The sequence below is a fragment of the Nonomuraea sp. 10N515B genome (genome assembly GCF_052245915.1).
Classification (GTDB): domain Bacteria; phylum Actinomycetota; class Actinomycetes; order Streptosporangiales; family Streptosporangiaceae; genus Nonomuraea.
Genome location: NZ_JBQQBQ010000013.1, coordinates 217,134 through 240,395, shown reverse-complemented (window position 1 = coordinate 240,395; position 23,262 = coordinate 217,134). Strand labels below are relative to the sequence as shown.

General features: G+C 70.4%; 26 protein-coding genes, 1 pseudogene and 1 riboswitch. Of the genes and pseudogenes, 19 read left to right on the top strand and 8 right to left on the bottom strand.

Features of this window, described 5'->3' with window-relative positions:
- Window positions 1-6: 6 nt before the first annotated feature.
- Window positions 7-639 (top strand): maleylpyruvate isomerase family mycothiol-dependent enzyme, encoded by a 633-nt coding sequence (locus ACTWQA_RS22460; RefSeq protein ID WP_443161108.1) that lies wholly within the window; start codon window positions 7-9, stop codon window positions 637-639.
- A gap of 3 nt (window positions 640-642) precedes the next feature.
- Here ACTWQA_RS22460 and ACTWQA_RS22455 read toward each other — a convergent pair whose 3' ends face one another.
- Together ACTWQA_RS22455 and ACTWQA_RS22450 are read right to left on the bottom strand one after the other, a co-directional pair.
- Window positions 643-1,317: a TenA family protein gene (locus ACTWQA_RS22455; RefSeq protein WP_443161107.1), complete on the bottom strand. Its 675-nt coding sequence runs from the start codon at window positions 1,315-1,317 to the stop codon at window positions 643-645.
- A riboswitch (TPP riboswitch) is annotated at window positions 1,305-1,400 on the bottom strand. Its footprint overlaps the gene before it by 13 nt.
- A 17-nt stretch (window positions 1,401-1,417) precedes the next feature.
- Entirely contained in the window at window positions 1,418-2,026 is a 609-nt protein-coding gene (locus tag ACTWQA_RS22450; protein ID WP_443161106.1) for a histidine phosphatase family protein, read from the bottom strand.
- A 35-nt stretch (window positions 2,027-2,061) separates the two neighbouring features.
- On the opposite strand from ACTWQA_RS22450, the gene ACTWQA_RS22445 reads away from it, so the two are divergent.
- A complete protein-coding gene (locus ACTWQA_RS22445; protein WP_443161105.1) occupies window positions 2,062-3,021 on the top strand; it encodes a DNA polymerase domain-containing protein in 960 nt (319 codons plus the stop codon).
- 119 nt (window positions 3,022-3,140) lie between these two features.
- The gene (locus ACTWQA_RS22440; protein WP_443161104.1) at window positions 3,141-4,640 is read left to right on the top strand and encodes a M20/M25/M40 family metallo-hydrolase; all 1,500 of its coding nucleotides are present in this window, start codon (window positions 3,141-3,143) and stop codon (window positions 4,638-4,640) included.
- A 72-nt stretch (window positions 4,641-4,712) separates the two neighbouring features.
- On the opposite strand, the gene ACTWQA_RS22435 is transcribed toward ACTWQA_RS22440, so the two are convergent.
- Window positions 4,713-5,321: a hypothetical protein gene (locus tag ACTWQA_RS22435; protein ID WP_443161103.1), complete on the bottom strand. Its 609-nt coding sequence runs from the start codon at window positions 5,319-5,321 to the stop codon at window positions 4,713-4,715.
- Between the two features lie 309 nt (window positions 5,322-5,630).
- Here ACTWQA_RS22435 and ACTWQA_RS22430 point away from each other — a divergent pair, with 309 nt between their 5' ends.
- The 5 genes from ACTWQA_RS22430 to ACTWQA_RS22410 all read left to right on the top strand — a co-directional run bounded on the left by ACTWQA_RS22430 (window position 5,631) and on the right by ACTWQA_RS22410 (window position 10,502).
- On the top strand, window positions 5,631-6,491 hold the full coding sequence (locus tag ACTWQA_RS22430) for an SDR family oxidoreductase (RefSeq protein ID WP_443161102.1): 861 nt from the start codon (window positions 5,631-5,633) through the stop codon (window positions 6,489-6,491).
- A gap of 124 nt (window positions 6,492-6,615) precedes the next feature.
- Window positions 6,616-8,175: an FAD-dependent monooxygenase gene (locus ACTWQA_RS22425; RefSeq protein ID WP_443161101.1), complete on the top strand. Its 1,560-nt coding sequence runs from the start codon at window positions 6,616-6,618 to the stop codon at window positions 8,173-8,175.
- A 198-nt stretch (window positions 8,176-8,373) separates the two neighbouring features.
- Window positions 8,374-8,898 carry a sigma-70 family RNA polymerase sigma factor gene (locus tag ACTWQA_RS22420; RefSeq protein WP_443161100.1) on the top strand — a complete coding sequence of 175 codons (525 nt, stop codon included), beginning with the start codon at window positions 8,374-8,376 and terminating at the stop codon, window positions 8,896-8,898.
- Window positions 8,899-8,938: 40 nt separating this feature from the next.
- Entirely contained in the window at window positions 8,939-9,634 is a 696-nt protein-coding gene (locus ACTWQA_RS22415) for an anti-sigma factor family protein (protein ID WP_443161099.1), read from the top strand.
- Window positions 9,635-9,641: 7 nt separating this feature from the next.
- Complete coding sequence (locus ACTWQA_RS22410; RefSeq protein ID WP_443161098.1) at window positions 9,642-10,502, top strand: PHP domain-containing protein; 861 nt, start codon at window positions 9,642-9,644, stop codon at window positions 10,500-10,502.
- Window positions 10,503-10,617: 115 nt separating this feature from the next.
- On the opposite strand, the gene ACTWQA_RS22405 is transcribed toward ACTWQA_RS22410, so the two are convergent.
- Complete coding sequence (locus ACTWQA_RS22405; protein ID WP_443161097.1) at window positions 10,618-11,226, bottom strand: dienelactone hydrolase family protein; 609 nt, start codon at window positions 11,224-11,226, stop codon at window positions 10,618-10,620.
- 62 nt (window positions 11,227-11,288) lie between these two features.
- On the opposite strand from ACTWQA_RS22405, the pseudogene ACTWQA_RS22400 reads away from it, so the two are divergent.
- A pseudogene (locus tag ACTWQA_RS22400) lies at window positions 11,289-11,618 on the top strand (SET domain-containing protein); the annotation flags it as partial.
- An 84-nt stretch (window positions 11,619-11,702) separates the two neighbouring features.
- On the opposite strand, the gene ACTWQA_RS22395 reads toward ACTWQA_RS22400, so the two are convergent.
- From ACTWQA_RS22395 to ACTWQA_RS22385, 3 genes are all read right to left on the bottom strand, one after another.
- Window positions 11,703-12,065: a hypothetical protein gene (locus ACTWQA_RS22395; RefSeq protein ID WP_443161127.1), complete on the bottom strand. Its 363-nt coding sequence runs from the start codon at window positions 12,063-12,065 to the stop codon at window positions 11,703-11,705.
- A gap of 103 nt (window positions 12,066-12,168) precedes the next feature.
- Window positions 12,169-15,609 (bottom strand): tetratricopeptide repeat protein, encoded by a 3,441-nt coding sequence (locus tag ACTWQA_RS22390; RefSeq protein ID WP_443161096.1) that lies wholly within the window; start codon window positions 15,607-15,609, stop codon window positions 12,169-12,171.
- Between the two features lie 104 nt (window positions 15,610-15,713).
- On the bottom strand, window positions 15,714-16,406 hold the full coding sequence (locus tag ACTWQA_RS22385; protein ID WP_443161095.1) for a response regulator transcription factor: 693 nt from the start codon (window positions 16,404-16,406) through the stop codon (window positions 15,714-15,716).
- Window positions 16,407-16,581: 175 nt separating this feature from the next.
- Between ACTWQA_RS22385 and ACTWQA_RS22380 the strand changes: the two genes are divergently transcribed.
- The 10 genes from ACTWQA_RS22380 to ACTWQA_RS22335 all read left to right on the top strand — a co-directional run bounded on the left by ACTWQA_RS22380 (window position 16,582) and on the right by ACTWQA_RS22335 (window position 22,620).
- Complete coding sequence (locus ACTWQA_RS22380; RefSeq protein ID WP_443161094.1) at window positions 16,582-16,833, top strand: MoaD/ThiS family protein; 252 nt, start codon at window positions 16,582-16,584, stop codon at window positions 16,831-16,833.
- 62 nt (window positions 16,834-16,895) lie between these two features.
- Window positions 16,896-17,561, top strand: coding sequence for an LmeA family phospholipid-binding protein (locus tag ACTWQA_RS22375; protein WP_443161093.1), 666 nt, complete (start codon window positions 16,896-16,898; stop codon window positions 17,559-17,561).
- Between the two features lie 37 nt (window positions 17,562-17,598).
- Window positions 17,599-18,111 (top strand): sigma-70 family RNA polymerase sigma factor, encoded by a 513-nt coding sequence (locus tag ACTWQA_RS22370; protein ID WP_443161092.1) that lies wholly within the window; start codon window positions 17,599-17,601, stop codon window positions 18,109-18,111.
- Window positions 18,111-18,923 carry an anti-sigma factor family protein gene (locus tag ACTWQA_RS22365; protein WP_443161091.1) on the top strand — a complete coding sequence of 271 codons (813 nt, stop codon included), beginning with the start codon at window positions 18,111-18,113 and terminating at the stop codon, window positions 18,921-18,923. The genes ACTWQA_RS22370 and ACTWQA_RS22365 overlap by 1 nt, the downstream gene beginning before the upstream one ends.
- A gap of 27 nt (window positions 18,924-18,950) precedes the next feature.
- A complete protein-coding gene (locus ACTWQA_RS22360) occupies window positions 18,951-19,370 on the top strand; it encodes a thioredoxin family protein (RefSeq protein WP_443161090.1) in 420 nt (139 codons plus the stop codon).
- A gap of 222 nt (window positions 19,371-19,592) precedes the next feature.
- Window positions 19,593-20,006, top strand: coding sequence for a DUF4395 domain-containing protein (locus ACTWQA_RS22355; RefSeq protein WP_443161089.1), 414 nt, complete (start codon window positions 19,593-19,595; stop codon window positions 20,004-20,006).
- The gene (locus tag ACTWQA_RS22350) at window positions 20,003-20,842 is read left to right on the top strand and encodes a sulfurtransferase (RefSeq protein WP_443161088.1); all 840 of its coding nucleotides are present in this window, start codon (window positions 20,003-20,005) and stop codon (window positions 20,840-20,842) included. Before ACTWQA_RS22355 ends, ACTWQA_RS22350 begins: the two co-directional genes overlap by 4 nt.
- Entirely contained in the window at window positions 20,842-21,141 is a 300-nt protein-coding gene (locus tag ACTWQA_RS22345) for a DUF1416 domain-containing protein (protein WP_327585883.1), read from the top strand. The genes ACTWQA_RS22350 and ACTWQA_RS22345 overlap by 1 nt, the downstream gene beginning before the upstream one ends.
- 88 nt (window positions 21,142-21,229) lie before the next feature.
- On the top strand, window positions 21,230-21,781 hold the full coding sequence (locus tag ACTWQA_RS22340) for an RNA polymerase sigma factor (protein WP_443161087.1): 552 nt from the start codon (window positions 21,230-21,232) through the stop codon (window positions 21,779-21,781).
- The gene (locus ACTWQA_RS22335; protein ID WP_443161086.1) at window positions 21,778-22,620 is read left to right on the top strand and encodes a methylated-DNA--[protein]-cysteine S-methyltransferase; all 843 of its coding nucleotides are present in this window, start codon (window positions 21,778-21,780) and stop codon (window positions 22,618-22,620) included. The genes ACTWQA_RS22340 and ACTWQA_RS22335 overlap by 4 nt, the downstream gene beginning before the upstream one ends.
- Here ACTWQA_RS22335 and ACTWQA_RS22330 read toward each other — a convergent pair.
- Window positions 22,602-23,150 (bottom strand): helix-turn-helix domain-containing protein, encoded by a 549-nt coding sequence (locus ACTWQA_RS22330; RefSeq protein ID WP_443161085.1) that lies wholly within the window; start codon window positions 23,148-23,150, stop codon window positions 22,602-22,604. The two genes, ACTWQA_RS22335 and ACTWQA_RS22330, sit on opposite strands and share 19 nt — an antisense overlap.
- Between the last annotated feature and the right edge of the window lie 112 nt (window positions 23,151-23,262).

Genomic DNA, 23,262 nt, shown 5'->3' with positions numbered 1-23,262 from the left:
TGTGCGATGCACCAGGAAGAGATCTGGGCTGCCCTCGAGATCGAGCGGCGCGGCCTGGCCGACCTGCTCGACTCGCTGCCGGAGCAGGACTGGGAGCGGCCGTCGCTGTGTGCCGGGTGGCAGGTGCGCGACGTGGCCGCCCACCTGGCGCTCGCCACTCGGATAAAGCTCGCGTCGGCGCTGGTCGAGTTCGTCAGGGCGCGCGGCAACTTCGACCGCATGGTCCACGACTCGGCGGTGCGGCACGCCAGGCTGCCGATCGGCGAGATCGTCGCGCAGGTGCGCGAGTCGGCCGGCTCGCGCCGCCGGGCACCTTCGACCAAGCCGCTCGACCCGCTGTTCGACGTGCTCGTCCACGGCCAGGACATCACGGTGCCGCTCGGCATCGAGCGCGCCATGCCGCTCGGTCCGGCACGAACCTGCGCCACCCACGTCTGGGAGCGCGGCTTCCCCTTCTACCCGCAGCGGCGGCTGCGCGGGCTCCGGCTCGTGGCCACCGACGTGGACTGGGCGGTCGGGGCCGGCGAGGTGGTGGAGGGGCCCATCCAGGCGCTGCTCCTGCTGCTGAGCGGGCGTACGGCCGCGCTGCCGAGCCTTACCGGGGCGGGCGCGGCGGCGCTGACCGCGCGCTTGCCGTAGCGGTCAGCGGGCGAGCCACTCCGCCGTCGGCCAGGTCTCGCGCCGCCAGGCGCTGTCCCAGAACATCCACTCGTACGCCGCCGCCGTGCAGTAGGCCTCGGTCATGGCCTGTCTGGTCGCCGGGTCCGTGGTGGCGGCCAGCCGGTCGGCGATGGTCTTGGCCTGCTCGACGGAGGCCGCGAACCCCGGGTCCGAATAGGTGTCGATCCACTTCCGGTACGGATGGTCCGGCACGTCACCGGTGCGCCCCAGCAGCGCCGTGCCGACGTCCTGGTAGATCCAGAAGCACGGCAGCACCGCCGCGGCCAGCACAGGATAGGGCGCGGCGAGCGCCGTGGCCTGCAGGAACGACGCGTACGCCAGGCAGGTCGGCGACGTGGCGATGCCGGCCGCGTCGGCGTCCAGCTCCTGGACGTAGCCGGCGTGCAGCAGGCGCTCGGCCGCCAGCGCGGTGTGCGCGCTCTGGGCGAAGAACGCCGCGTCCGCCGGGTCGGTGGCCCGCGCCGACGCCGTGGCCAGCGCCTTGGAGAACGCCTCCAGATAGCGGCCGTCCTGCACGATGTAGAACGCGAACCGGTCGCGGTCGAGCGTGCCGTCGCCGAGTGCGACGTTGAAGGGGTGGTCGTGGATGGCCTTCGTCAGCTCGGCCGTGCGCAGCCACATGTCATCGCAGAACATGACGTCCCTCCGCTAGTGCGAACTAGATCAGGTTCGACGGGTGTGATCTCAGCCCGGACGTCCGGGCACCCCGCGTCAACGGGCCCACTGTAACAAGGGCTCACTCGCGCAGCTCGGGCGGGAAGCCGGTCCAGCGGAGCTCGGCGGGCAGGTGTCGCATGTCGTTGAAGACGAGCACCGAGGACGGGCGGTCGGGTGCGTACCTGATGACGGTCAGGGCGGCATTGCACTGGTTGATGCCGAGCCAGCGCCATTCCGGTGCGTCGAGCGCGGCGCGGACGAGCCAGCCGATGAGGAAGTTGTGCGTGACCACCAGCTCGTGCCTGGTTCCCTCCGTCACCGGGCCCGTGAACACACGCACGGCCTCGGCGGCGAGGGCCGGGCCGCGCTCGCGTTCGTCCGCGGGGAACTGGGCCAGGAAGCCGAGGAGGCGGTCGGCGTACTCCGGGGCGAGCTCCTCCTCGCGCGGCACGTACGGGATGTAGTCGCCGGCGACCTCGCAGGCGCGCAGGGGGATGCCGGGAAGGTGCTCGCCGATCAGCCGGGCGGTCTGTGTCGTCCGGGGGAGCGGGCCGTGGTGGATGGCGGCGAAGGGGACCTCCCGCAGGCGCGCGCCGAGCAGCGCGGCCTGGCGGCGGCCATCGTCGGTCAGGGCGTGGCCGTTCGGTGTGGCTTCGCCATGGCGCGCGAGATACAGGTAACGGGTCATGGTCTGGCCCATTCTTCCCCGATATGGTGAGGCGGGTGAGCAGCGATGAGACGCGTGACGGGGTGGCCCTGAGCAACCTCGACCAGCCGCTGTTCGACGGGGCGGGCGCGACCAAGCGTGACCTGGTCGACTACCTCGACGCGGTCGCCGACCGGATCATCCCGGTCCTGCGCGACCGCGCGCTCTCCGTCATCCGGGTACGCCCGGGGCAGGAGCCCTTCATGCAGAAGAACCTGCCCAAATACGCCCCCGCATGGGTGAAGCGGTTCTCCGTCTGGGCCGAGGCGTCGCGCCGGCAGGTGACCTATGCCGTGTGCGACGACCGCCGGACGCTGGTGTGGTTCGCCAACCAGCGGGCGGTCGAGTATCACCCGTCGCTGTTCGCCGGCGACCAGCCCACGCACATGGTGCTCGACCTCGACCCGCCCGAGGGCAGCGAGTCCTTCCAGCTGGCCGTGCGGGCCGCGTTCCTGGTCCGCCAGGCGCTGGAGGACTGCGGGCTGGCGGGCGCGGTGAAGACCAGCGGGGCCAAGGGCGTGCACGTGTTCGTGCCCGTGGTGCCGGGGACCGCCGTGGACGACCTGGCCGCGGCCACCCGCGCGCTGGGGGCCCGTGCCGAGCGGGTGGATCCGGCACTGGCCACGACGGCGTTCATCCGCGAGGATCGCGCGGGCAAGGTGTTCATCGACTCCACCCGGGCGGGCGGCGCCACCGTCGTGGCCGCCTACAGCCCGCGGGTGCGTCCCGGCGTGCCGGTGTCCTTCCCGGTGCCCTGGTCGGACCTCGACCGGGTGGCGCCGGGCGACTTCACCGTGCACACCGCGGCCGGGCTGCTCAAGGACGCCGACCCGTGGGCGGAGGCCATGCCCGCGCCGCAGCGGCTGCCCGCCGATCTGATCGAGGAGGGGCACACGATCCCGATCGCCCGGGTGCAGGCAATGCACGAGGGCAAGCGCCGCGCCGAGCTCCGTCGCGCCCGCCGGGATGCGGAGTAAAAGTCCCTGATTTTGGTTTATTGGTAGGCATTCCCGGCGGTGCGAAGCCGGGATAATCTCGCGTTCGGGCGAAGCTCGGGGGACATTACTCGCCTTTCTGTCCACAGGGAGTACCCCGCATGCGCAGAATCGTCATCGCACTCATCACCGCGCTCGCTTTGCCGCTCGCCCTGGCGGCGCCCGCCAACGCCGGCGGGCTGGACGACGCGTTCGCCACTCTGCTCGTCAAGCAGGTCAAGGGCACGAACGTGCACAAGCATCTCCAGGCCCTGCAAAACATCGCCACCGCCAACGGCGGCAACCGCGCGGCCGGCACCAGCGGCTATGACGCCTCCCGCGACTACGTGGCGGACAAGCTACGCAAGGCCGGATACAAGGTCACGCTGAACCCGATCAACTTCGTCGAGAGCTGGAGCGAGAACACGCCGCCCACGCTGAACCTGACCGCGCCCAGCGCCAAGACCTACGTCCCCAACGAGGACTTCTTCTCCTTCCAGCCCTCCCCGTCCGGTGACGTGACCGCGCAGGTCCAGGGTGTGGACCTGACGCTGCCGCCCACCCCCACGCCGAGCTCGACCAGCGGCTGTGAGGCGGCCGACTTCGCCGGGTTCGTGGCGGGTCGCATCGCGCTCATCCAGCGTGGCACGTGCGCGTTCGTCAACAAGGTCCAGAACGCGGCCGCGGCCGGCGCGACCGGCATCATCGTGTTCAACGAGGGCCAGCCGGGGCGTACCGACGCGTTCGCGCTGGACATCGGCGAGTGGCGGGCCGGGATTCCTATGGTGTTCGCCGACTTCGCCGTGGGCAACGAGCTCGCCAGCACGGCCGGCGCGACCGTACGGCTCAAGGTCGACGCCAACCTCGTGCTCGGCACCGACGAGAACGTGATCGCCGAGAGCCGCTTCGGCGACCCGCGCAACGTCGTCATGGTCGGCGCCCACCTCGACAGCGTGCCCGAGGGACCCGGCATCAACGACAACGGCTCGGGCACCGCGGCGATCCTGGAGGTCGCCGAGGAGATGGGGCGCTACCCGATCAAGAACAAGGTCCGCTTCGCCTTCTGGGCCGCCGAGGAGATCGGGCTGCTGGGCTCCGACCAGTACGTCGGGTCGCTGTCCCAGGCGGAGCGGGACCGCATCAAGCTCTACCTCAACTTCGACATGGTGGCCTCCCCGAACTACGCCTACAAGTTGTATGACGGGGACAACTCCGACAACGTGGGTTCCCCAGCCGGCCCGCCCGGATCGGCCGAGATCGAGAAGCAGCTCGCGGCGTTCTACGGCTCCCGCAACCTGCCCACCGTCGGCACCGACTTCGACGGCCGCTCCGACTACGGGCCGTTCATCCAGATCGGCATCCCGGCCGGCGGCATCTTCACCGGCGCCGAAGGCCTCAAGACGGCTGAGGAGGCGGCGTTGTTCGGCGGCACGGCCGGCGTCGCGTACGACGCGTGCTACCACCAGGCGTGCGACACGATCGCCAACGTGAACGCGACCGCGCTGGACGTGGACTCCGACGCCATCGCCGACTCCGTCGCCCGATACGCGTTCAACCTCCGCTCCATCCCACCGAGGACGGCCGCCGCGGCCGCCGCTTTGTCGGCGGAATCAGCGAGCTGACCACATCCGCCCGCTGAGGGCACGTCACACCTCGCCGGGCAGGCCATCCACCGCCTGCCCGGCCCCGCCGGGCTACGAACGCACGGGGCGATCGGATCGCAGGGCGGCCACCACCGGCTCCGGCTGGTCGGCGAAGAAGCTGATCGTGGTGGCCTTCGCACGGCGGCCGAGCGGACGGACGAACGCGACCGGCTCCGTCAGCTCGATCGTCACGTTGGTCCGGGACCCGACCGCCACCCTCAGGTGCCCGTTCTTGACCGAGACCATGCTGCCCTCGTTGTCGTTGCGGCTCGAGCGCACCGAGGCTATGAGGTCGCGGGGCACGCGCACGTCGAAGTACGCGGCGTAGCGGATACGCAGTTCGTCGGCCGTGACGACGTGCGGCCGGGTGACGCATCCCGCGGCCAGCATGACCCCGAACAGCAGCCCGTACACGTCGGCGATCAGCACCGTGAACCTGATCCATTCCGGCACGCCGGTCGCGACCAGCAGCAGGTCGATGACCACGGTCTCGACCGCCATGGCGAACAACATCAGCCACAACGTGAACGTCTGCTCCTTCGCGTACGACACGACGCTCGCGCCCGCGGGCACGCCGTGCCGGCGGCGAACGATCCACAGGCCGATGCTGGCCAGTCCTTTGAGCTCGAATCCCAGGACCCGTATCGCGGCTCTGACCATCCCGTTCCTCTCCCATGGCGCCGATCGCTCTCCAATTGCACACATTGACGTCGCGTCAAGGTCAAGCCGGGAGATGGTGGCCGACCGTGCGCGGACTGAGGAACAGCTTCGCGAGCGTCAGCGACGCGGGCGCAGACCGTTGAGGGTCGTGCTGGAGGGGGCTTGTGCTGTGTCGTCATGCCGCCAACCTAACGAACAAGCTAGACGAGACGGTCCGTCTTGACGCGGCGAAGAGGAACCGATAACGTCACCATTCGAGACGAGACGGATCGTCTCGATTCAAGGCAGCAACCGATCGGAGTTATGCAGATGCGCACCCCGAATACCGTCCCTTCCCGCACCTGGTTCATCACGGGAGCCAGCCGCGGCCTGGGCCGTGCGTTCGCTCTCGCCGCGCTGGAGCGCGGCGATCAAGTGGTCGCCGCCGCCCGCACCGTCACGCGACAGGACTTCGACGAGCGGTACGGAGATCGGCTCCTTGCCCTTCCCCTGGACGTGACCGACCGCGACGCGGTGTTCGCCGCCGTGAACACCGCCGTCGAGCACTTCGGTCGGCTCGACATCGTGGTGAACAATGCCGGGACCATGTCCTCAGGCATGGTCGAGGAGTTCACCGAGGCCCAGGCCCGCGCCCAGCTGGAGGTCAATCTCTTCGGGGCGATGTGGGTCTGCCAGGCCGTCCTGCCGCACCTGCGTGCCCAGGCATCCGGTCACATCGTGCAGGTCTCCAGCATCGCCGGCCTGGGCGGCTTCCCGAGCACCGGCATGTACAGCGCGAGCAAGTTCGCACTGGAGGGCATGAGCGAGGCCCTGGCGATGGAGGCCGCGTCGTTCGGCGTTAAGCTCAGCATCGTCCAGCCGGGCGGCTACTGGACCGATCTCTACACCAGCATCACGATGACGTCGCCGTTGGAGGAGTACGGTCCGTTGCGCGCCGAGTTGGAGAAGCAGTGGGCCGAGGGCTCGATCGACAGTGAGCCGCGTCTGGCCGCCGAGGCACTGCTGAAGCTGGTCGACAGCGAAGACCCGCCGCTGCGGCTGCTGCTCGGCAGCATGGTCTACGACCTGGCCTTCGACATCTCCCGCCGGCGGATGGAGACCTGGGCCGCCTGGGAGCAGGTCAGCCGCGCCGCCGAACACGCCGTACCCGCCCCCGGCACGGCCGGTTGACGCTTATAGGCGCATCGGTCGTCCCTCATCCGACGCCCAAGTCGGCCTTGCTCAAACCCACGCAAACGTTGCCGGCGACCGGGCCGTGCGCGGACACGACGAAAACCCGCGAGAGGAGCGGATTATGACGGACGCCGATGTGATCATTGTGGGTGCCGGTCCGGCCGGCCTGATGCTGGCCGCTGAACTGCGCCTGGCCGGAGTGCGGCCGCTGGTGCTGGAGCGGCAGCCGCGGCGCCGCGACACTCCGAAGGCGGGTGGTCTCGGCGGGCAGATCCTGGAGCTGCTGCGCTATCGAGGCTTGCTGGAGCGCTTCGAAGCAGCCTGCACCGGCCCTGCCCCGGCTCCCCGGTTCCCGTTTGGCGGTGTGCATCTGGACTTCACCCAGCTCGCGGATCCTCCGCTGCACGCCCTGCCGCTCCCGCAACAACGGCTTGAGCAGCTGCTCGACGAGCGCGCCGGCGAACTCGATGTCGAAATCCGCCGCGGCCACCAGGTGGTCGGGGTGAGCCAGGACGATGCCGCGGTGACCGTGGAGGTGCGCGGCCCGGACGGGCCGTACCGCATCAGCGCCCGCTACCTCGTGGGCTGCGACGGCGCGCGCAGCCGGGTCCGTGACTGGGCCGGCATTGCGTTTCCCGGCACCACCTATCCGGAGGTCAACCGGCTGGCCCAGGTCACCCTGCCCGAGACGGTGACCATAAGCGGCAACGGCGATCTCGACGTCCCCGGCTTCGGCACGATCCGCGCAGGTTTCACCCGGACGGATCAGGGTCTCTTCGGCGTCGGCGCCTCGCCCGACTCCCAGGTGGTCTCGCTCTACACGATTGAGGACGAGAGCACCGAATACGACGACGACACCCCGATGACCGTGTCCGAACTCCAGGACAGCCTACGCCGCGTGCTCGGCGTGAACCTGCCGGTGGGAGAGGCGATCCGGCTGTCGCGGTTCACCTTCAAGGCCCGGCAGGCCGACCGCTACCGCCACGGGCGGATCCTGCTGGCCGGGGATGCGGCGCACCTGTTTCCCGCCACCGGTGTGGCCATCAACGCCGGCATGCTGGATGCGGTCAACCTGGCCTGGAAGCTGGCCGCCGATCTCCACGGCTGGGCGCCAGTCGGCCTGCTGGACACCTACCACGACGAACGCCACCTCGCCGGCGCCCGCACCATGCTGCACACCCGAGCCCAGGTGGCACTGCGGCGCGGGCACGATGCGGCCGCCGAAGCGCTGCGGGAAGTCTTCCAGGAACTGCTCGCCGACGAACAACCGCTGCGCCGCATGGGAGCCCTGGTCGCCGGCACCGACATCCGCTACCCGATGCCCGGCTCGAGCCACCACCCGCTGGCCGGCACCTTCGCCCCCGACCTCACCCTGCACACCGACCAGGGCATGACCAGCGTCGCGGAGCTCCTGCACAGCGCACGGCCCATCCTCCTCGACCTCGCCGACCGCCCCGACCTGCGCCAGACCGCCCGAGACTGGCAGCACCGCGTCGACATCCACACCGCCAAGACCGATCACCGACCGGCCGACGCCCTGCTGATCCGCCCGGATGCCCACATCGCCTGGGCCGCGACCACCGACGAACCCGCCGACACCGCCGAACCCGCGCTGCGGCAAGCACTCTCCGGCTGGTTCGGTAGGCCGCCGCTGGTCGCCGGAACGTCCAGCGGGAAATAGCTCGATCGACATACGGGTACGGTCGCGGCCCAGTGTGGTCGCGACCGTATGCGCCGTGGCCAGATTTATCGGTTGAATGTAACTCTGCGACCAGAGGGGCAAAGTACATGGTCGCCGCCCTCGCCGCTGGCTACAGTAAGAATCCCCATATCGGCGCGATATTTCACGATATCGGCAGTGCGAGGAGCCCGTCCCGCCGTGAATCGCCGCGTAACCGATGAAGCCATGGTCCGAGCCCTCTACCGCGAATACGGCGCCTCCCTGATGGCCTTCGCCATCCGGCTGACGGGGGGCGATCGGCGGTGGGCCGAGGACGTCGTGCAGGAGACCCTGGTCCGCGCCTGGCGCAACCTTCACGACCTCCGTACCGACTCGGGCTCGCTCATGCCCTGGCTGGCGACCGTCGCGCGCCGCGTCGTCATCGACGACCGCCGCCGAACCGGGACGCGCCCCCTGGACACCGTCGAAGAGATCCCCGAACGGGTCCAGCCCGTGGCCGCCGAGGACGAGCGCTTGTTACGCGAGATCGTCGTGACCGACGCGATGCTCTCGTTATCCCCGGCCCATCGGCAGGTCCTCACGGAGACGTTCCTGCTCGACCGCTCGATGCAGGAGGCGGCGGAGGCGATCGGCGTGCCCATGGGCACGGTGAAGTCCCGCGTGTACTACGCCATGCGTGCCTTGCGCGTCGCATTGGAGGAAAGGGGGGTGATGTTGCCGTGACGGAGGCGCGTCACCATGAGGAAAGGGGGGTGGTGCGACCGTGAGCGAGGTGCATCACGAAGACGTGGCCGCGTACGCGCTCGGCCTGCTCGACGAGCACGAGCGGGCCGCGTTCGAACGCCATCTGGCCGGCTGCGCCACCTGCGCCGGCGAGGTGGGGGCGTTCGCCGAGATGGGGCAGCTGATCAGGGCCGTGCACCCGGACGACCTGCTGCCGAGTCCGCCGGATCCGCAAGTCGAGTCGCTTCTGGTACGCCGCGCCGCCGCGGAACGCCGGCGCCGCCGCTTCCATCGCACGATCATGGCCGCCGCCGCGTGTGTCCTGATCGCGGCCGGCGTCTTCCTGGCCGTCAACTCGGTCGTCGGCGGCCCCAACCCCGACAGCATCCACGGCCCGGCCCGCGAGCTGCTCATGACCGGCAGCACCTACTCCGCCACCGACCGAGCCACCGGCACCACCGCCGTCGTCGGCCTGGAGGACAAGGGCTGGGGCACGCACGTCGCGCTGGAGCTCAAGGGCGTCAAGGGCCCGCTGCAGTGCCGCCTGCTCGCGGTCGGCGACGACGGCCGCTCCGAGGTCGTGGCCAGCTGGGGCGTCCCCGACAAGGGGTACGGCGTGCCCGGCTCCCCCGACCCCCTGGTGTTGCACGGCGGCACCAGCCTCCCGCAGGACGACCTCAACCATTTCACGATCGAGACCTTCGACGGCCGGACGCTGGCCACGATCGCGGTGTAATGCCCGTATGCGCATCGACCTCCACAGCCACAGCAGCGACTCGGACGGCACGCAGCCCCCGGCCGACGTGGTGCGCCGGGCCCGCGAGCGGGGCCTCGACGTGCTCGCGCTGACCGACCACGACACCGTGGCCGGGCACCGCGCGGCGATCGAGGCGCTGCCTGCCGGGCTGACGTTCGTGCCGGGCATGGAGCTGTCGTGCCGGCGCGCCGGGCAGAGCATCCACCTCCTCGCCTACCTGTTCGACCCGCTGGAGCCGGATTTGGCGGCCGAGTGCGTACGCATCAGGGAGGCCCGCGAGCTGCGCGGGCAGGAGACCGTGGAGCGGCTGGTGGAGCTGGGTGCGCCAGTCACCTGGGAGCAGGTGTCCGCGCTGGCCGCGGGTAGCCCGGTGGGGCGGCCGCACATCGCCCAGGCCATGGTCGCCGCCGGCGTGATCGCCGTGCCGGAGCTGGCGTTCACACCGGAATGGATCGGGACGGGCGGCCGCGCGTACGTCTCCCGTTACGCGCTGGACCCCGAGAGGGCGGTCCGCCTGGTACGCACCGCGGGCGGGGTCCCGGTGCTCGCCCATCCGAAGGCGGCCAAGCGCGGCACGGTCGTGCCGGACGAGTGGATCGCCGAGTTGGCGAGGGCCGGACTGTTCGGGATCGAGGCTGATCATCAGGACCACGAAGCGCCCGCCCGTGTCCACGTACGGAGACTGGCGGGGGAGCTGGGGCTGGCGGTGACCGGGTCGAGCGACGACCACGGCGAGCTGACCGGCCACCGGCTGGGCTGCGAGACGACGGCGCCGGAGGTCTACGAACGCCTGGTGGCTGAGGCGACCGGCGCGACGCCCGTCACGTCACCTCACCCGGGCTTCTGAGGCTCAGCCGGGCTTCTGAGGCTCAGCCGGGCTTCTGAGGCTCAGCCGGGCTTCTGAGGCTCAGCCGGGCTTCTGAGGCTCAGCCGGGCTTCTGAGGCTCAGACCGGCTTGAGGTTCACTCTGGCTTCTGAGGCGCGGCGAAATGGGTGCTGAACCAGTCGCGGGCGTGCCCGGCCACCGCCTCCAGTGCCCCCGGCTCCTCGAACAGGTGGGTGGCGCCGGGCACGACGGTCAGCCGGCTCTCGGCCCGCAGGCGCCGCTGCGCCTCCTCGTTCAGCTCCACCACCACCGGGTCCCTGCCGCCCACGATGAGCAGCGTCGGCGCCCGTACGGCGGCCAGCCGCGGCCCGGCCAGGTCGGGACGCCCGCCCCGCGAGACGATCGCGGCGATCGAATTGTCCGGCTCGGCGGCCGCCCACAGCGCCGCGGCGGCCCCCGTGCTCGCGCCGAAATACCCGACCGGCAGCCCCGCCGCCTCCGGCTGCTCCCGCACCCAGCTCGTCCGCTCCAGCAACCGCTCGGCCAGCAGCCCGATGTCGAACACGTTCGCCCGATCGGACTCCTCCTCCGGCGTGAGCAGGTCGAACAGCAACGTGCCCAGCCCCGCCTGATTGAGCGCGCCGGCCACATAACGGTTGCGCGGGCTGAACCGGCTGCTCCCGCTGCCGTGCACGAACACCACGACCCCCTGAGCGGCATCAGGAATGATCAGATCGCCGGCCACGTGACACACCTCCCCCCACTGCCGTGCCGCTACCCCCGTAAGCCCAGATCTACCCTGGCCTCATGCGCGTGGAACCGGAGCCCGACTGCTGGTCGCACCCGCACCTCGAGGTCAGGCCCTCACCCATCGCCGGCGACGGCCTGTTCGCCACCGCCGCGATCCCGGCCGGGACCGTCGTGTCGCGACTCGGCGGGCGGTTGGTCACGTGGCGCGAGCTGCAAGACCTGTTCGCCGACCCCGCGGTCCCATATGTCGACACCATCGCCGCGCACGGCGACCTCCATCTGGTCCTGCCGCCGGGCCGGCCGATCGGTAAGAGCAACCACAGCTGCGACCCGAACCTGTGGTGGACCGGCCCGTACACCCTGGCCGCGTGCCGCGACCTCCGCCCGGGCGAGGAGGTCAGGGATGGGCGAAGAGAGCGGCGGGGTGTCACCCGGCCCCATTCCTGGGTGACACCCCGCCGCCGCCCGAGGTCAGCCGAGCACCAGAGCCGTGACGAACTGCAGCACGTGCCAGGCCACGTAGGCGCCGGCCGACCAGAACGCCCACTCCTTGCTCCGCTGGATCCTGGACACCCAGCGAAGCCCCGCCACCGGCTCCTGCGGCGTCCGGACGGTCCTGGCCGCGAGGAGCGCGGACGCCAGCCAGGTGAGCGCCGAGGCGGCGACCAGCCCGTACGACAGCCCGCGCAGAATGTCGCCGGGCGCCTCGTCGAAGGGCAGTTGCCGGGTCCAGAAGGCCACCACGCCGACGAGCAGTGCGACGGTGATCCGTCTGTCCTTGCGAGCCTGTCGCTTGAGCCACTTCAGATCTCGCCGTACTTGACTCTTGAGCATCCGGATCACCTCCGAGTGGATGAGCTGGTAGCACCAGCTAACGGGAGGATCCGGAGAAGATCTGCGACCTTACACCCGAAAATTCACGACTTTTAGCGGCGTTTCACGCCAATTCCCGCAGCTCTTCCGTCACCCGCTGCACCTCGACGATGTCGCCCACCTCTTCGAGCGTGCGCACCGCCTCGGTCAAATAGGTGACGGCCGCGCCCTGGTTGCCCAGCCTGGCCGAGATCAGCCCGAGCGCCCGCAGCGCGCACCCGAGGTCCCGCCTGGTCCCGCACTCCAGGTGCACGTCTCTGGCCTGCCGCGCGTAGACCAGCGCCTCCTCGACACGTTCCAGGTCCAGCAGCACCATGGCCAGCGTCGTGAGCGCCGCCGCCCACCGGTCCCTGGTGCCGGTCTCGTTCTGCAGCTCGACCGTCTCCCTGGCCGGCGCGAGCGCCGCGGCCGGCCGGCCCGCCGTGTGCAGCGCCTGCGCGATCGACAACAACGCGCTGGCCCGGTTGTCGCGCAGCTCCTCCCTGATCGCCAACGACGCCTTCGCCGCCCGCAGGGCGGGCTTGTGCATCCCGAGCGACAGGTACGTGTACGCCAGCGACTCCTGCACGTCCGCCTCGGCCCGCCGGTTACCCATGCCCTGCACGATGTCGAGGGCCTCCAGCGCGTACACGAACGCCACCTGCAGCATTCCCTGCCGGCGCCGCACCCTGGCGAGCCTGTTGAGCATGCGGGCCTCGACGGGCTCGTCGTGGATCACCCGGCTGATCGTCAGCGCCTGGTTCAGGTAGTCGTCGGCACGCAGGTAGTCCGACAGCCTCCAGTGCACCAGGCCGATGTCGCCGAGCGTCTCGGCCTTGCCCTGCTCGTGGTGGAGCTCGACCTGCACGGCCAGGGCCTGCTCGTAGTAGGCGAGAGCCTCGTCGTACCGGGAGCCGTTGCGTGCGATGCGCCCGAGCGCGCACAGGGCCCGGCCGCAGCCGTGCTGGTCACCGGTGGCGGTGTAGCCGGCCAGCGCCCGCTCGGCGTCGCGCTGCGCGTCGTGCTGCAGCCGCAGCAAGTCGTAGATCTCGGCCAGGCAGAGCAGGGTCTCGGCCTCGGCGTGCTCGTCGCCCAGCTCGTGGCAGATCGACAGCGCCTCCAGGCCCTCCTCCAGGGCCGCGTTGGGCTGGCCCAGGTTCTGCTGGACCCGGGCCAGGATGATCAGGCTCTGCGCGGTGCCCCTGCGGTCGCCGAGCTCCTCGCGTACATCCAGGGCCTGGCCGGCGTAGTGCAGCGCCAGCTCGTACCGTTCCTGGGACAGGTGCAGCCGGGAGAGCGTGTGCAGGCAGCCGGCCACCCCGGTCAGGTCGCCGATCTCCCGGTAGAGCTCCAGCGCCTCGCCCGCGCAGGTGAGCGCCTCCTCGCTGTTGCCCGCGATGCCGTGGACCTCGGCCAGATCGTTGAGCGCGCGGGCGCGCCCCACACTGTCGCCGAGCTCGGTGTAGTCGGCCAGCGCCTCGCCGATGAACCTGGCCGCCAGCGTCGACGGCCCGATGTCCCGGTGGATGGAGCCCAGGTTGCCGCGCATGAGCGCGATCGCCCGCCGGTTGCCGACCTGCATGGCCGAGGTCAGCCCGGCCTGCTGGATCTCCAGGTTGTTCTCGTAGAAACGCAGCCGCCTGAACGGCTCGAACACCGCCTCTGCCAGGCGCCAGGCCATCCCGTGCGCGCCGCTCTCCTCGGCCAGCCGCACCGCCGACACCAGCGAGCGCCGCTCGGCCTCGAACCACTCCCGCGGCGTCTCGGCGTCGGCTGCGACCGCCAGGTAGTGGTCGAGCAGCCGTGCCCTGGCCTCGCGCACGCCGGCCTCCGCGTGCCTGCCCAGCTCCCTGGCCAGCCGCTTGACCAGGTCGTGCACCCGGTAACGCGGCCCGGGCAGCGGCTCGACCAGGTAGGCGCGGTGCAGCCCCTCCACCGCGACCACGGCCTCGCTCACCGGCACGCCCAGGGCCGCGGCCAGCACCTCAGGCGTGAAGTCCCGCCCGGGCAGCAGCCCCACGTGCCGGAACGCCCGCCGCTGCCCCGGGCTCAGCGACTCGTACGCCAGGTCCAGCGCTGACCTGAACGCCTCCTCGGGATCGCCCACCAGCAGCCGATCGGGCCTGCGCAGCTCCTGAACCCGCGACCGCACGCTGAGCCCGGGGTTCTCGGCCAGCTTGGCCGCCGAGATCCGCAACGCGAACGGATGGTAGGAGCACACCCTGGCCAGCTCGGCCAGCGCGTCCCGGTCGGCGGCCCGCCGCGAGCCCTCCCCGAGCACCGCCACCAGCAGCGCCACCGCGTTGCCCGGATCGAGCACCGGCACGTCCATGAGGTCGGCGTGACCGGTGGCCCGCAGCGGCGCCATCCGCGTCCGGCTGGTCACCAGCACCACGCAGTCCTTGCTGCCCGGCAGCAGCGGCCGCACCTGGCCGGGGTCGGCGGCGTTGTCGAGGATGAGCAGCAGCCTGCGCCCGGCGATCCTGCTGCGGTAAAGGAGCATCAGCTCGGCCTCGTCGGAGGCGGGCTCGCCGACGCCCAGCGAGCGCAGGATCTGGCCGAGCGCCTCGACGGTGTTCATCGGGGGCTGGCTCGGCGACTGGCCCCGCAGGTCGATCACGATCTGGCCGTCGGGGAACCGGTCGGCGTGCAGGTGGCCCCAGTGCGTCACCAGCGCGGTCTTGCCCACACCCGGTAAGCCCTGCACGACCATGGTGTTGGTCCTGCGGGGCCGGTCCAGCCAGGCGGTGAGCAGGTCGAGGCTCTGCTGCCGCCCGGTGAAGTCCGGCACGTCCGCAGGCAACTGGCGGGGTTTGGGCAGCTCGCCGACCGGCAGCGGGTCCGCCGGCGCGCCGGGGCGGGTGAGGAACGGCGTCACCCGGCCCGTCCAGGGCGCCGACAGTTGCTCCCAGTCGCCCGCGGCGGCACGCAGCGCGGGCGGGTCCTCGATGCGCAGCCGCCGGTAGCCGGGGCGTACCAGCAGGCCGCGCTGGACCCACTGCTGGAGCTGGCGCTGCACCACGTCAGGAGAGCTGCCTACCAGGTCGGCCAGGGTCTCCATGGACAGCGGCGGCGCGGACTCCGCGGCCAGTCCGTACCGCTCGTCGAGGTGCAGCAGCCACACGGCCAGGCGGGCGGCGACGGGAGCGCGGGCGAGCGCCTCGTGCCTGCGGGCGGCCATGTTTCTGGCGAACAGCTCCTGCACCAGGGCCGTGGCCACGGCCGGGCTGGCCGAGGCGTGCTCGCGCAGCCGCCGCAGGTCGATGGGCCAGGCCCGCAGCTCGGTCAGCGCGTCCACCCTGACCCGATCGCCCGGGCTCCAGAAGGCCAGCTCGCCGATGAGGTCGCCGTCGCCGCGCAGGTCGTGGATGGCCTCGCGCTCGCCGGCCGGGGTGTACTCGCGGGCGTAGCCGTAGTCGATGACGTAAACACGGCTGGCCGGCCGCAATGGGGAGCAAATGGTCTCGTTACGCCGGAAAACGCGCGGGCGGGCGCCCTCATCCACCAGTGACCTGAACGAATCCACCCCGACACCATCCCCCTACGGACGGCGGTGTCCTCGACCTGACAGATGCAAACGAACCGAACACCCAATGTGTCACATCGGCTCGGACCCTGCCAGATCAGAGATCAGACGTTGGCGGTGTCGGAGCGGTCGGGGACGAAGCGGTAGCCGACGTTGCGGACCGTTCCGATCAGGGACTCGTATTCGGTGCCGAGCTTGGCGCGCAGGCGCCGCACGTGCACGTCGACCGTCCTGGTGCCGCCGAAGTAGTCGTAGCCCCAGACCTCCTGCAGCAGCTGGGCGCGGGTGAAGACCCTGCCCGGGTGCTGGGCGAGGTATTTCAGCAGCTCGAACTCCTTGAACGTCAGGTCGAGCACCCGGCCGCGCAGTCTGGCGGTGTAGGTGGCCTCGTCGATCGCCAGGTCGCCGCTGCGGATCTCGTCGGGCACGTCCTCCGCGCCGGCCTGCGAGATGCGGCCGGTCGCCATCCGCAGCCGCGCCTCGACCTCGGCCGGCCCCGCGCTGTCGAGCAGCACGTCGTCGGCGCCCCACTCCGCGGTCATCCCGGCCAGCCCGCCCTCGGTCACGATCACCAGCAGCGGGCAGTCGATGCCGGTCGTCCGGATCAACCGGCACAGGCTCTTGGCCTGCACGAGCTCCTTGCGCGCGTCAACGAGGACGGCGTCGGCGGGGGGTGCGTCGATCAGTGCGGACGCCTCCGCTGGAGCGACGCGGACCGAGTGGAGCAGCAACCCGAGCGCCGGCAGCACCTCGGCTGATGGCTCGAGGGCGTTGGTCAGCAGGAGCAGGTTGCTCATTACGGCCTCCTCAAACGCGCAAGGACCCGGGGGCTACGTCGCCCAGGTCCTGTAGGTGAGGATATCCCACGAGTACGTCGCGTCCATTGCGCGTCCAGCAGGTGAACAGCGCGTCTCTTGAAACAACATCGTTAAGGGCGACGCACAATAGACCAGGGAAGATGGTGAGGATCGCATGGCCACAGGAAAAATACGGTATTGGGCCGCAGCCAAGGAAGCGGCGGGTGTCGCGGAGGAAGCGTACGAAGCGGTCACACTTGGCGAACTAATGACGAAAATCACACAAAATCGTGCAGATTTGGCACGCGTGGTGCGGCGCTGCTCGTTCCTCGTGGACGGTTCTCCTGTCGGCAAACGCCCCCACGACGAGATCATCCTCGGTGACGGCGCGACCGTGGAAGTGCTCCCGCCGTTCGCCGGCGGGTGATCGGACGTCTTCCCGGGGAAGGAGTCGATAGGCTCTTGACCCCCTCCTAGACAGGGAGCTCCATGCGCAAGCTGATCGTTTTCCTGATCGTGCTGGTCATTCTCCTTGTCGCCGTGGACAGGGTCGCCGCGGCCGGAGTGGAACGCGACCTGGCCAACCGGATCGCCGCCGCCGCCGACCTGTCCGGAACGCCCACCGTGACCATTGAGGGCATCCCCTTTCTCACGCAGGCCGTCGCGGGGCGCTATCCGGAGGTACGGTTCAATCTCGGCACGTTCTCCTACGGCGGCGTGCCGGTCAAGAACCTGCGGGGCGCGGCCTACGACGTCACAGCACCCCTGGCCGACGTCCTCCAGAACAGAGCCACCGCCCGGGCCGGTCGGGTGACCATCAGCGGGACCCTCACCAGGGCCACGATCGACAAATACGCCCCCCGCGGCGTCAAGATCGGCGGCAACGGACAGAGACTCACGGCGTCGGGCGAGGTGACGGTAGGGGTGAAGAAAGTGCAGTTCAACGCGGAGATGCGGGTCGAGGTGGCCAACGGGGGCATCAGGCTCCAGGCCGAGAAGATCGAGGGCGTGCCCAGCCAGCTCGCGCAGTTCGTTTCCTACACGATCCAGTTCAAGGGGGAGCTGCCCTTCGACGTGAAGGTGACCGGGGTGAAGAGCGTGGCCGAAGGATTGGAGTTCTCGGCCGAAGCGTCTGACGTGCCGATTCGTGGATGAGGTTGAACCGGGGCGCCCGGGCGTACGTGATGGGGGTGTGAACTCAGCGGGCACCGCCGACGAGGAACTCGTGAGGACCCTCTTCGACGAGCACGCGGGGCCACTCTACGGATACGTGCTGCGACTGACCGGTGACTCGGGACGGGCGGAGGATGTCGTGCAGGAGACGCTGCTCCGGGCCTGGCGACACCCCGACGCGCTCGCCGATCGGCCGATCCGCGCGTGGCTGTTCACGGTGGCCCGCAACCTCGTCGTCGACCAGGCTCGCGCCAAGAAGGCCAGGCCGCCGGAGACCGGTGACGAGGCGCTGGCGGTCCTGCCCGCCGAGGACGATCTGGAGCGCGCGGTCGAGTCGTGGGCGGTGGCCGAGGCGCTGGCCGCGCTGCGGCCGGAGCACCGCGAGGTGCTGTTGGAGGTCTACTACCGGGGGAGATCGGTGAAGGAGGCGTCGGCGACGCTGGGCATTCCGCCGGGCACGGTCAAGTCGCGCACCTACTACGCGCTACGCGCGCTCAAGCTCGCGCTCGAGGAGCGGGGGCTGGCGCCGTGATGACGTGTGAGGAGGTACGCCTGGCCCTGGGCGCGCACGCTCTGGGCGCGCTCGAGCCTGACGAGGCGCTGGAGGTCGACACCCACCTGGCGACCTGTGAGGCGTGCGGCGCCGAGCTGCTGGAGCTGGACGGCGTGGCCTCGTTCCTGGGAAAAGTGTCAGAACGCGACGTCGAGCTGGTGGCCAGCCCCCCGCGCCAGGTGCTCGACCGGCTGCTCAACGACCGTGCCAAGCGGAGTAGGCGCGGCCGCCTGCTGCTGGTGGCCGCGGCCTCCGTCGCACTGCTCGGGCTCGGCGGCACGGTCTGGACGGTCATTCAGGAGACTGAGAACCGGCCGCAGATGTCGGCGGCCGAGGCGCCCTCGGCCACCCCGTCGCCGATGCAGAAGGTTGACCCCTACGCGGCTATGGAAAGCGATGAGGCGACCAATGCCCAGCGGGATGCCAGCCCCAGGGCATCGGCCAAGGCTCCGGCGACACCCAAGAAGGCGGTGGCCGGCCAGGAGTTCACCGGGGAGAACGAGGCCAAGAAGTACTACGCCATCGTGATGGCCTGGCCGCTCAGCGGCGGCGGCACGGAGCTCGGCATCCAGGTCATCGGCGTGCCGGTCGACACCACCTGCCGCGTGCGCGTCGTGGGCAAGGACGGGCGCGAGGACTTCACGGACAGCTGGACTCTCAGCCGCGAGGCCTACGCGGACAATGCCCCGTTCAAGAGCACGACCACGCTGGCCATGAAGAACATCGCGAGGTTCGACGTCGTCGACCAGGCGGGCACGTTGCTCGTCAGAGTCAAGGTCGCCGGGAAGTAACCGCGGCCGTGGGCGGTTGCACCATGCGTGACGGGTTTGTGGGTTGCGCTGGTGACGCTGGCGCTCGGAACGGTGATCGGGGTGGTGTTCCTGCGCCGCAACGGACGAGTGCGTGACACGGGCTCCGCGCAGGATCGGCTGTCCGCGGGCGATCTCGGGGCCGGGTTGGGGGAGCGGGCGACGCTGGTGCAGTTCTCGACCGCGTTCTGCCAGCCGTGCCGGGCGACCAGGCGGATCCTCGCCGACGTCAGTGAGCTCGTGCCGGGGGTGAGTCACATCGAGATCGACGCCGAGTCGCGGCTGGACCTGGTGCGCCGGCTGGACGTCATGCGCACGCCGACCGTCCTGGTGCTCGACGCCGCAGGGAATATCGTGAAAAGGGCCTCCGGCCAGCCGCGCAAGACCGACGTGCTGGCGGCGCTCGCGGCGGCCGTACCAGGCTCGTGACGGCAACGGTTGTCTCACGAGTTGTCTCATCAATCGGACCAGATGTGACAGATGACGAGACGCCGAGTAGTGTCATCCGCATGAACCCAACGACAGAGCTGCTCACGAAGCGGCGCGCGGTTGATTTCTGCCGCGTGACCACCTCGCTCTGTCGCGCTGCCTGAGGACGATCTCGCGCGGACTGGATCCGCCCCAAATCGACCCCTTCAGGAGCATCCCACGATGCGTGCCGATCCTAGAGCGCTGCGCTTCGGCGCGGCCATCACAACCGTGGTCCTCGTCTTCGTCCTGGTGACCCAGAGTGCCTGGCTGTTCGCCGCTCAGGCGGTGGTCTTCGCGCTCGGAGTCGCGGGGCGCTCGCCGTACACGATGCTCTTCAAGGCGCTCGTCAAGAGTGCTCCGAAGGAGACCGAGGACGCCCGCCCGCCGCGGTTCGCGCAGGGGGTGGGGCTGATCTTCGCGGTCGCGGGCCTGGCCGGATATGTCGCCGGGATCATGCCGCTGGCCCTCGTGGCCACGGCCGCGGCTCTCCTCGCCGCTTTCCTCAACGCAGCCTTCGGATTCTGCCTTGGCTGCGAGATGTACCTGCTCATTCGCCGACTACTGCCCGCTGCCAACATGGAGGTACCCAAATGAGCCGCTCCGCCGCCCTGGTGGACGCTGACTGGGTCGAGGCCAACCTCGACACACCCGGCGTCGTTCTCGTCGAGGTCGACGAGGACGTCAGCGCCTACGACAAGGGCCACATCCGTGGCGCCGTGAAGGTTGACTGGCGGCAGGACCTGCAGGACCCGGTCCGCCGCGATTTCGTGGACAAGACCGGTTTCGAGGCCCTGCTGTCCGACCGCGGCATCTCCAACGATGACACCGTCGTGCTTTACGGCGGCAACAACAACTGGTTCGCCTCTTATGCGTACTGGTACTTCAAGCTCTACGGCCACGAGAACGTGAAGCTGCTCGACGGCGGCCGCAAGAAGTGGGAGCTCGACTCGCGCGAGCTGGTCAAGGACGTGCCGCAGCGGCCCAAGACGCAGTATGTCGCCCAGGAGCAGGACCCGGCGATCCGCGCCTTCCGCGACGACGTGGTCGGCGCCATCGGCAAGCTCAACCTGGTCGACGTGCGCTCGCCCGACGAGTTCACCGGCAAGCTGCTCGCCCCCGCTCACCTGCCGCAGGAGCAGGCGCAGCGCGCGGGCCACGTGCCGACCGCCCGCAACATCCCGTGGTCCAAGGCGGCCAACGACGACGGGACGTTCAAGTCCGACGACGACCTGCGCACCCTCTACCAGGAGGCCGGGGTCGACTTCGGCAAGGACACCATCGCCTACTGCCGCATCGGCGAGCGCTCGGCGCACACGTGGTTCGTGCTGCACGAGCTGCTCGAGCAGGACAACGTCAAGAACTACGACGGTTCGTGGACCGAATACGGCTCGCTCGTGGGCGTGCCGATCGAGCTGGGGGAGGCCCGCTAATGACTGCACAGGGTTGCGGAGCGCCGGAGCAGACCATTGCGCTGCCGGCCGGAATCGATCTGTCCAACCAGGCCGTGATCCAGGGCGTGGTGACCGGCGCGGGCACCGCCTACGCGCGGCTGCTCGACCACTCGGGCGAGTTCACCGGCGAGGTCGTCGTGTCCGAGGACGGCGTCTTCCGCTTCTTCGCCGCTCCCGGCGACTGGACCGTCCGCATCATCGCGGGCGGCGGCGTCACCAGGGACATCCAGGTGGAGGCCAAGCTGGGTGAGGTCGCCCAGCTCGCCGTCGCCGTCTGACCGCCACCGGCATCGTGAGGGCCCGCGTTTTTCGGACGCGGGCCCTTTCGCGTGCAACCGATCGGGGCTGGGCGGTGTTGTACGTTACGTGAGCTCGATAGATCCGGTGTGCAAGGCGCTCCTCGACGACCTCGACGAGGGGTTCGCCGAGATGTACGCCGCTTACCGCACCCTCGTCTTCTCGACCGCGTTGCGGTTGAGCGGGCGGTGGGCCTGCGCCGAGGACCTGACGGCGGAGGCGTTCCTGCGGGCGTACCGGGCGCTGGCCGGCTACGACCGCGACCGCATCGCCGCGCTGCAGCCGCGGCCGTGGCTGATGACGGTGCTGATGAACCTCTGGCGTAACTGGGCGCGGACCAAGGCCCGCACGCCACCGCCCGACCTGCGCGACGAGCCGGTGGAGGCCGTCGATCCCGGCCAGGACGTCGAGGCGGCCGCGGTGCGCCACGAGACCGGCGACGAGCTGGCCGAGTTGCTGCGTCAGTTGCCCGAGGAGCAGCGGGCCGCGGTGGTGCTCAGGCACGTCGTCGACCTGCCCGTCAGCGAGATCGCCACCGTGCTCAAGATCCCGCAGGGCACGGTCAAGTCGCACGTGTCCCGAGGACTGCGGCGGCTGCGCGCCATGGGAGGTGCCCAATGACCGAGGACCACATGTCCGTCGGCCCGTCCACCGAGGACCGTCGGCCCGTCGGCCCGTCGACCGAGGACCGCTTGCTGGCCGGGCTGGCGGCGCTGGCCGTCGACGCGCCGGACGGGCTGCTCGGCAGGATCGCCGCCCGCTGGGTGCGCGTGCCGGGTCCCCTGGGCGAGCTGAGCGTCGCGTTCACCGATCAGGGTGTCGCCTATGTGCACGCGGGCCCTGGCTTCGCGGAGGCGTACAGAGCCCGGTTCGCGAGCTTCGCCCGGCCGCTGCTGCCTGCCGGAGCTCGCGCCAGGCCGCCCGCCGGGCTGCTGCCCGCGTTGCGTACCGGCCGTGCCTCCGGGGTGCGGCTGGATCTGCGCGGGGTGAGCGACTTCCAGCGCGACGTGCTGGAGGCGGCGCGCACGATCCCCCGGGGCGAGGTACGCCCCTACGCGTGGATCGCCGCACGAATCGGCCGGCCCAGGGCCGTGCGCGCGGTGGGCACGGCCCTGGCGACCAACCCGGTGCCGCTGCTGGTCCCGTGCCACCGGGTCACCAGGTCGGACGGCGTGGCAGGCGACTACGTCTTCGGTGCGGCGGCCAAGGAACGGCTGCTGCTGGCCGAGGGCGTCGATCTCGAGCGGCTGCGGCGCCTGGCCGGGGAGCGGGTGTTCTACCTGGCCAGCGACACCACGGGCATCGTCTGCTTCCCGACCTGCCACAACGCCAGGCGCATCACGCCCGCACACCGGCACGGCTTCCGCACTCTCGCCCAGGCCAGGGCCGCCGGCTACCGCCCCTGCCGCACTTGCCGGCCCGCCCAGGGGCTGGCCGGGTCTCAGGGTTTGGCGGGGTAACGCATCAGCAGCGTGGCGCGGACGATGTCGGGGCCGTGCGCGCGGTAGCCGTGCGGCACGTCTGAGCGCCACGAGATGTGATCCCCGGGCCCGGCCGTCAGCGGCTCCTTGATCGGGCCGGCGCTCAGCGTGCCGCTGAAGACCGTCACGTGCTCGGTGACGCCCTCGTGGTGCGCGGGCGAGGTCTGCGTGAGGCCGGGCGGGACGCGTACGCGGTAGAGCTCGTACGTGACTCTGTCGTCCTCGAACACCTCGAGCAGCTCGGCCTCCATCGCTGTGCCCCGCATGATCCGCGGCTCGGGCGGCGGTTCGAGAATGGCCCCGATCGGCACGCCGAGCTGAGCGGTGATCGCCCAGAGCGTCTCCAGGGTCGGGCTGAGCGTGCCCGTCTCGACCCCGGACAGGGTGGCCTTGCCGATGCCGGCCCGCTTGGCGAGCTCGGACAGCGAGACCCCGCGCTCCTGCCGCAGCCGCCGCAGCCGGTCTCCCATCACGCGAGGGTCGGCGTCTAAGGCGGGCAGCGGCTCCATACCCGTCATGGTGCAACAGACGGCGCGCCGCGTCGCGGGCATTCTCCTCCCGATAATTCTTTTGTCACTGCTCAGGGACGTGGACGGTCCATACGGCTTTCTTGGGTTGCGG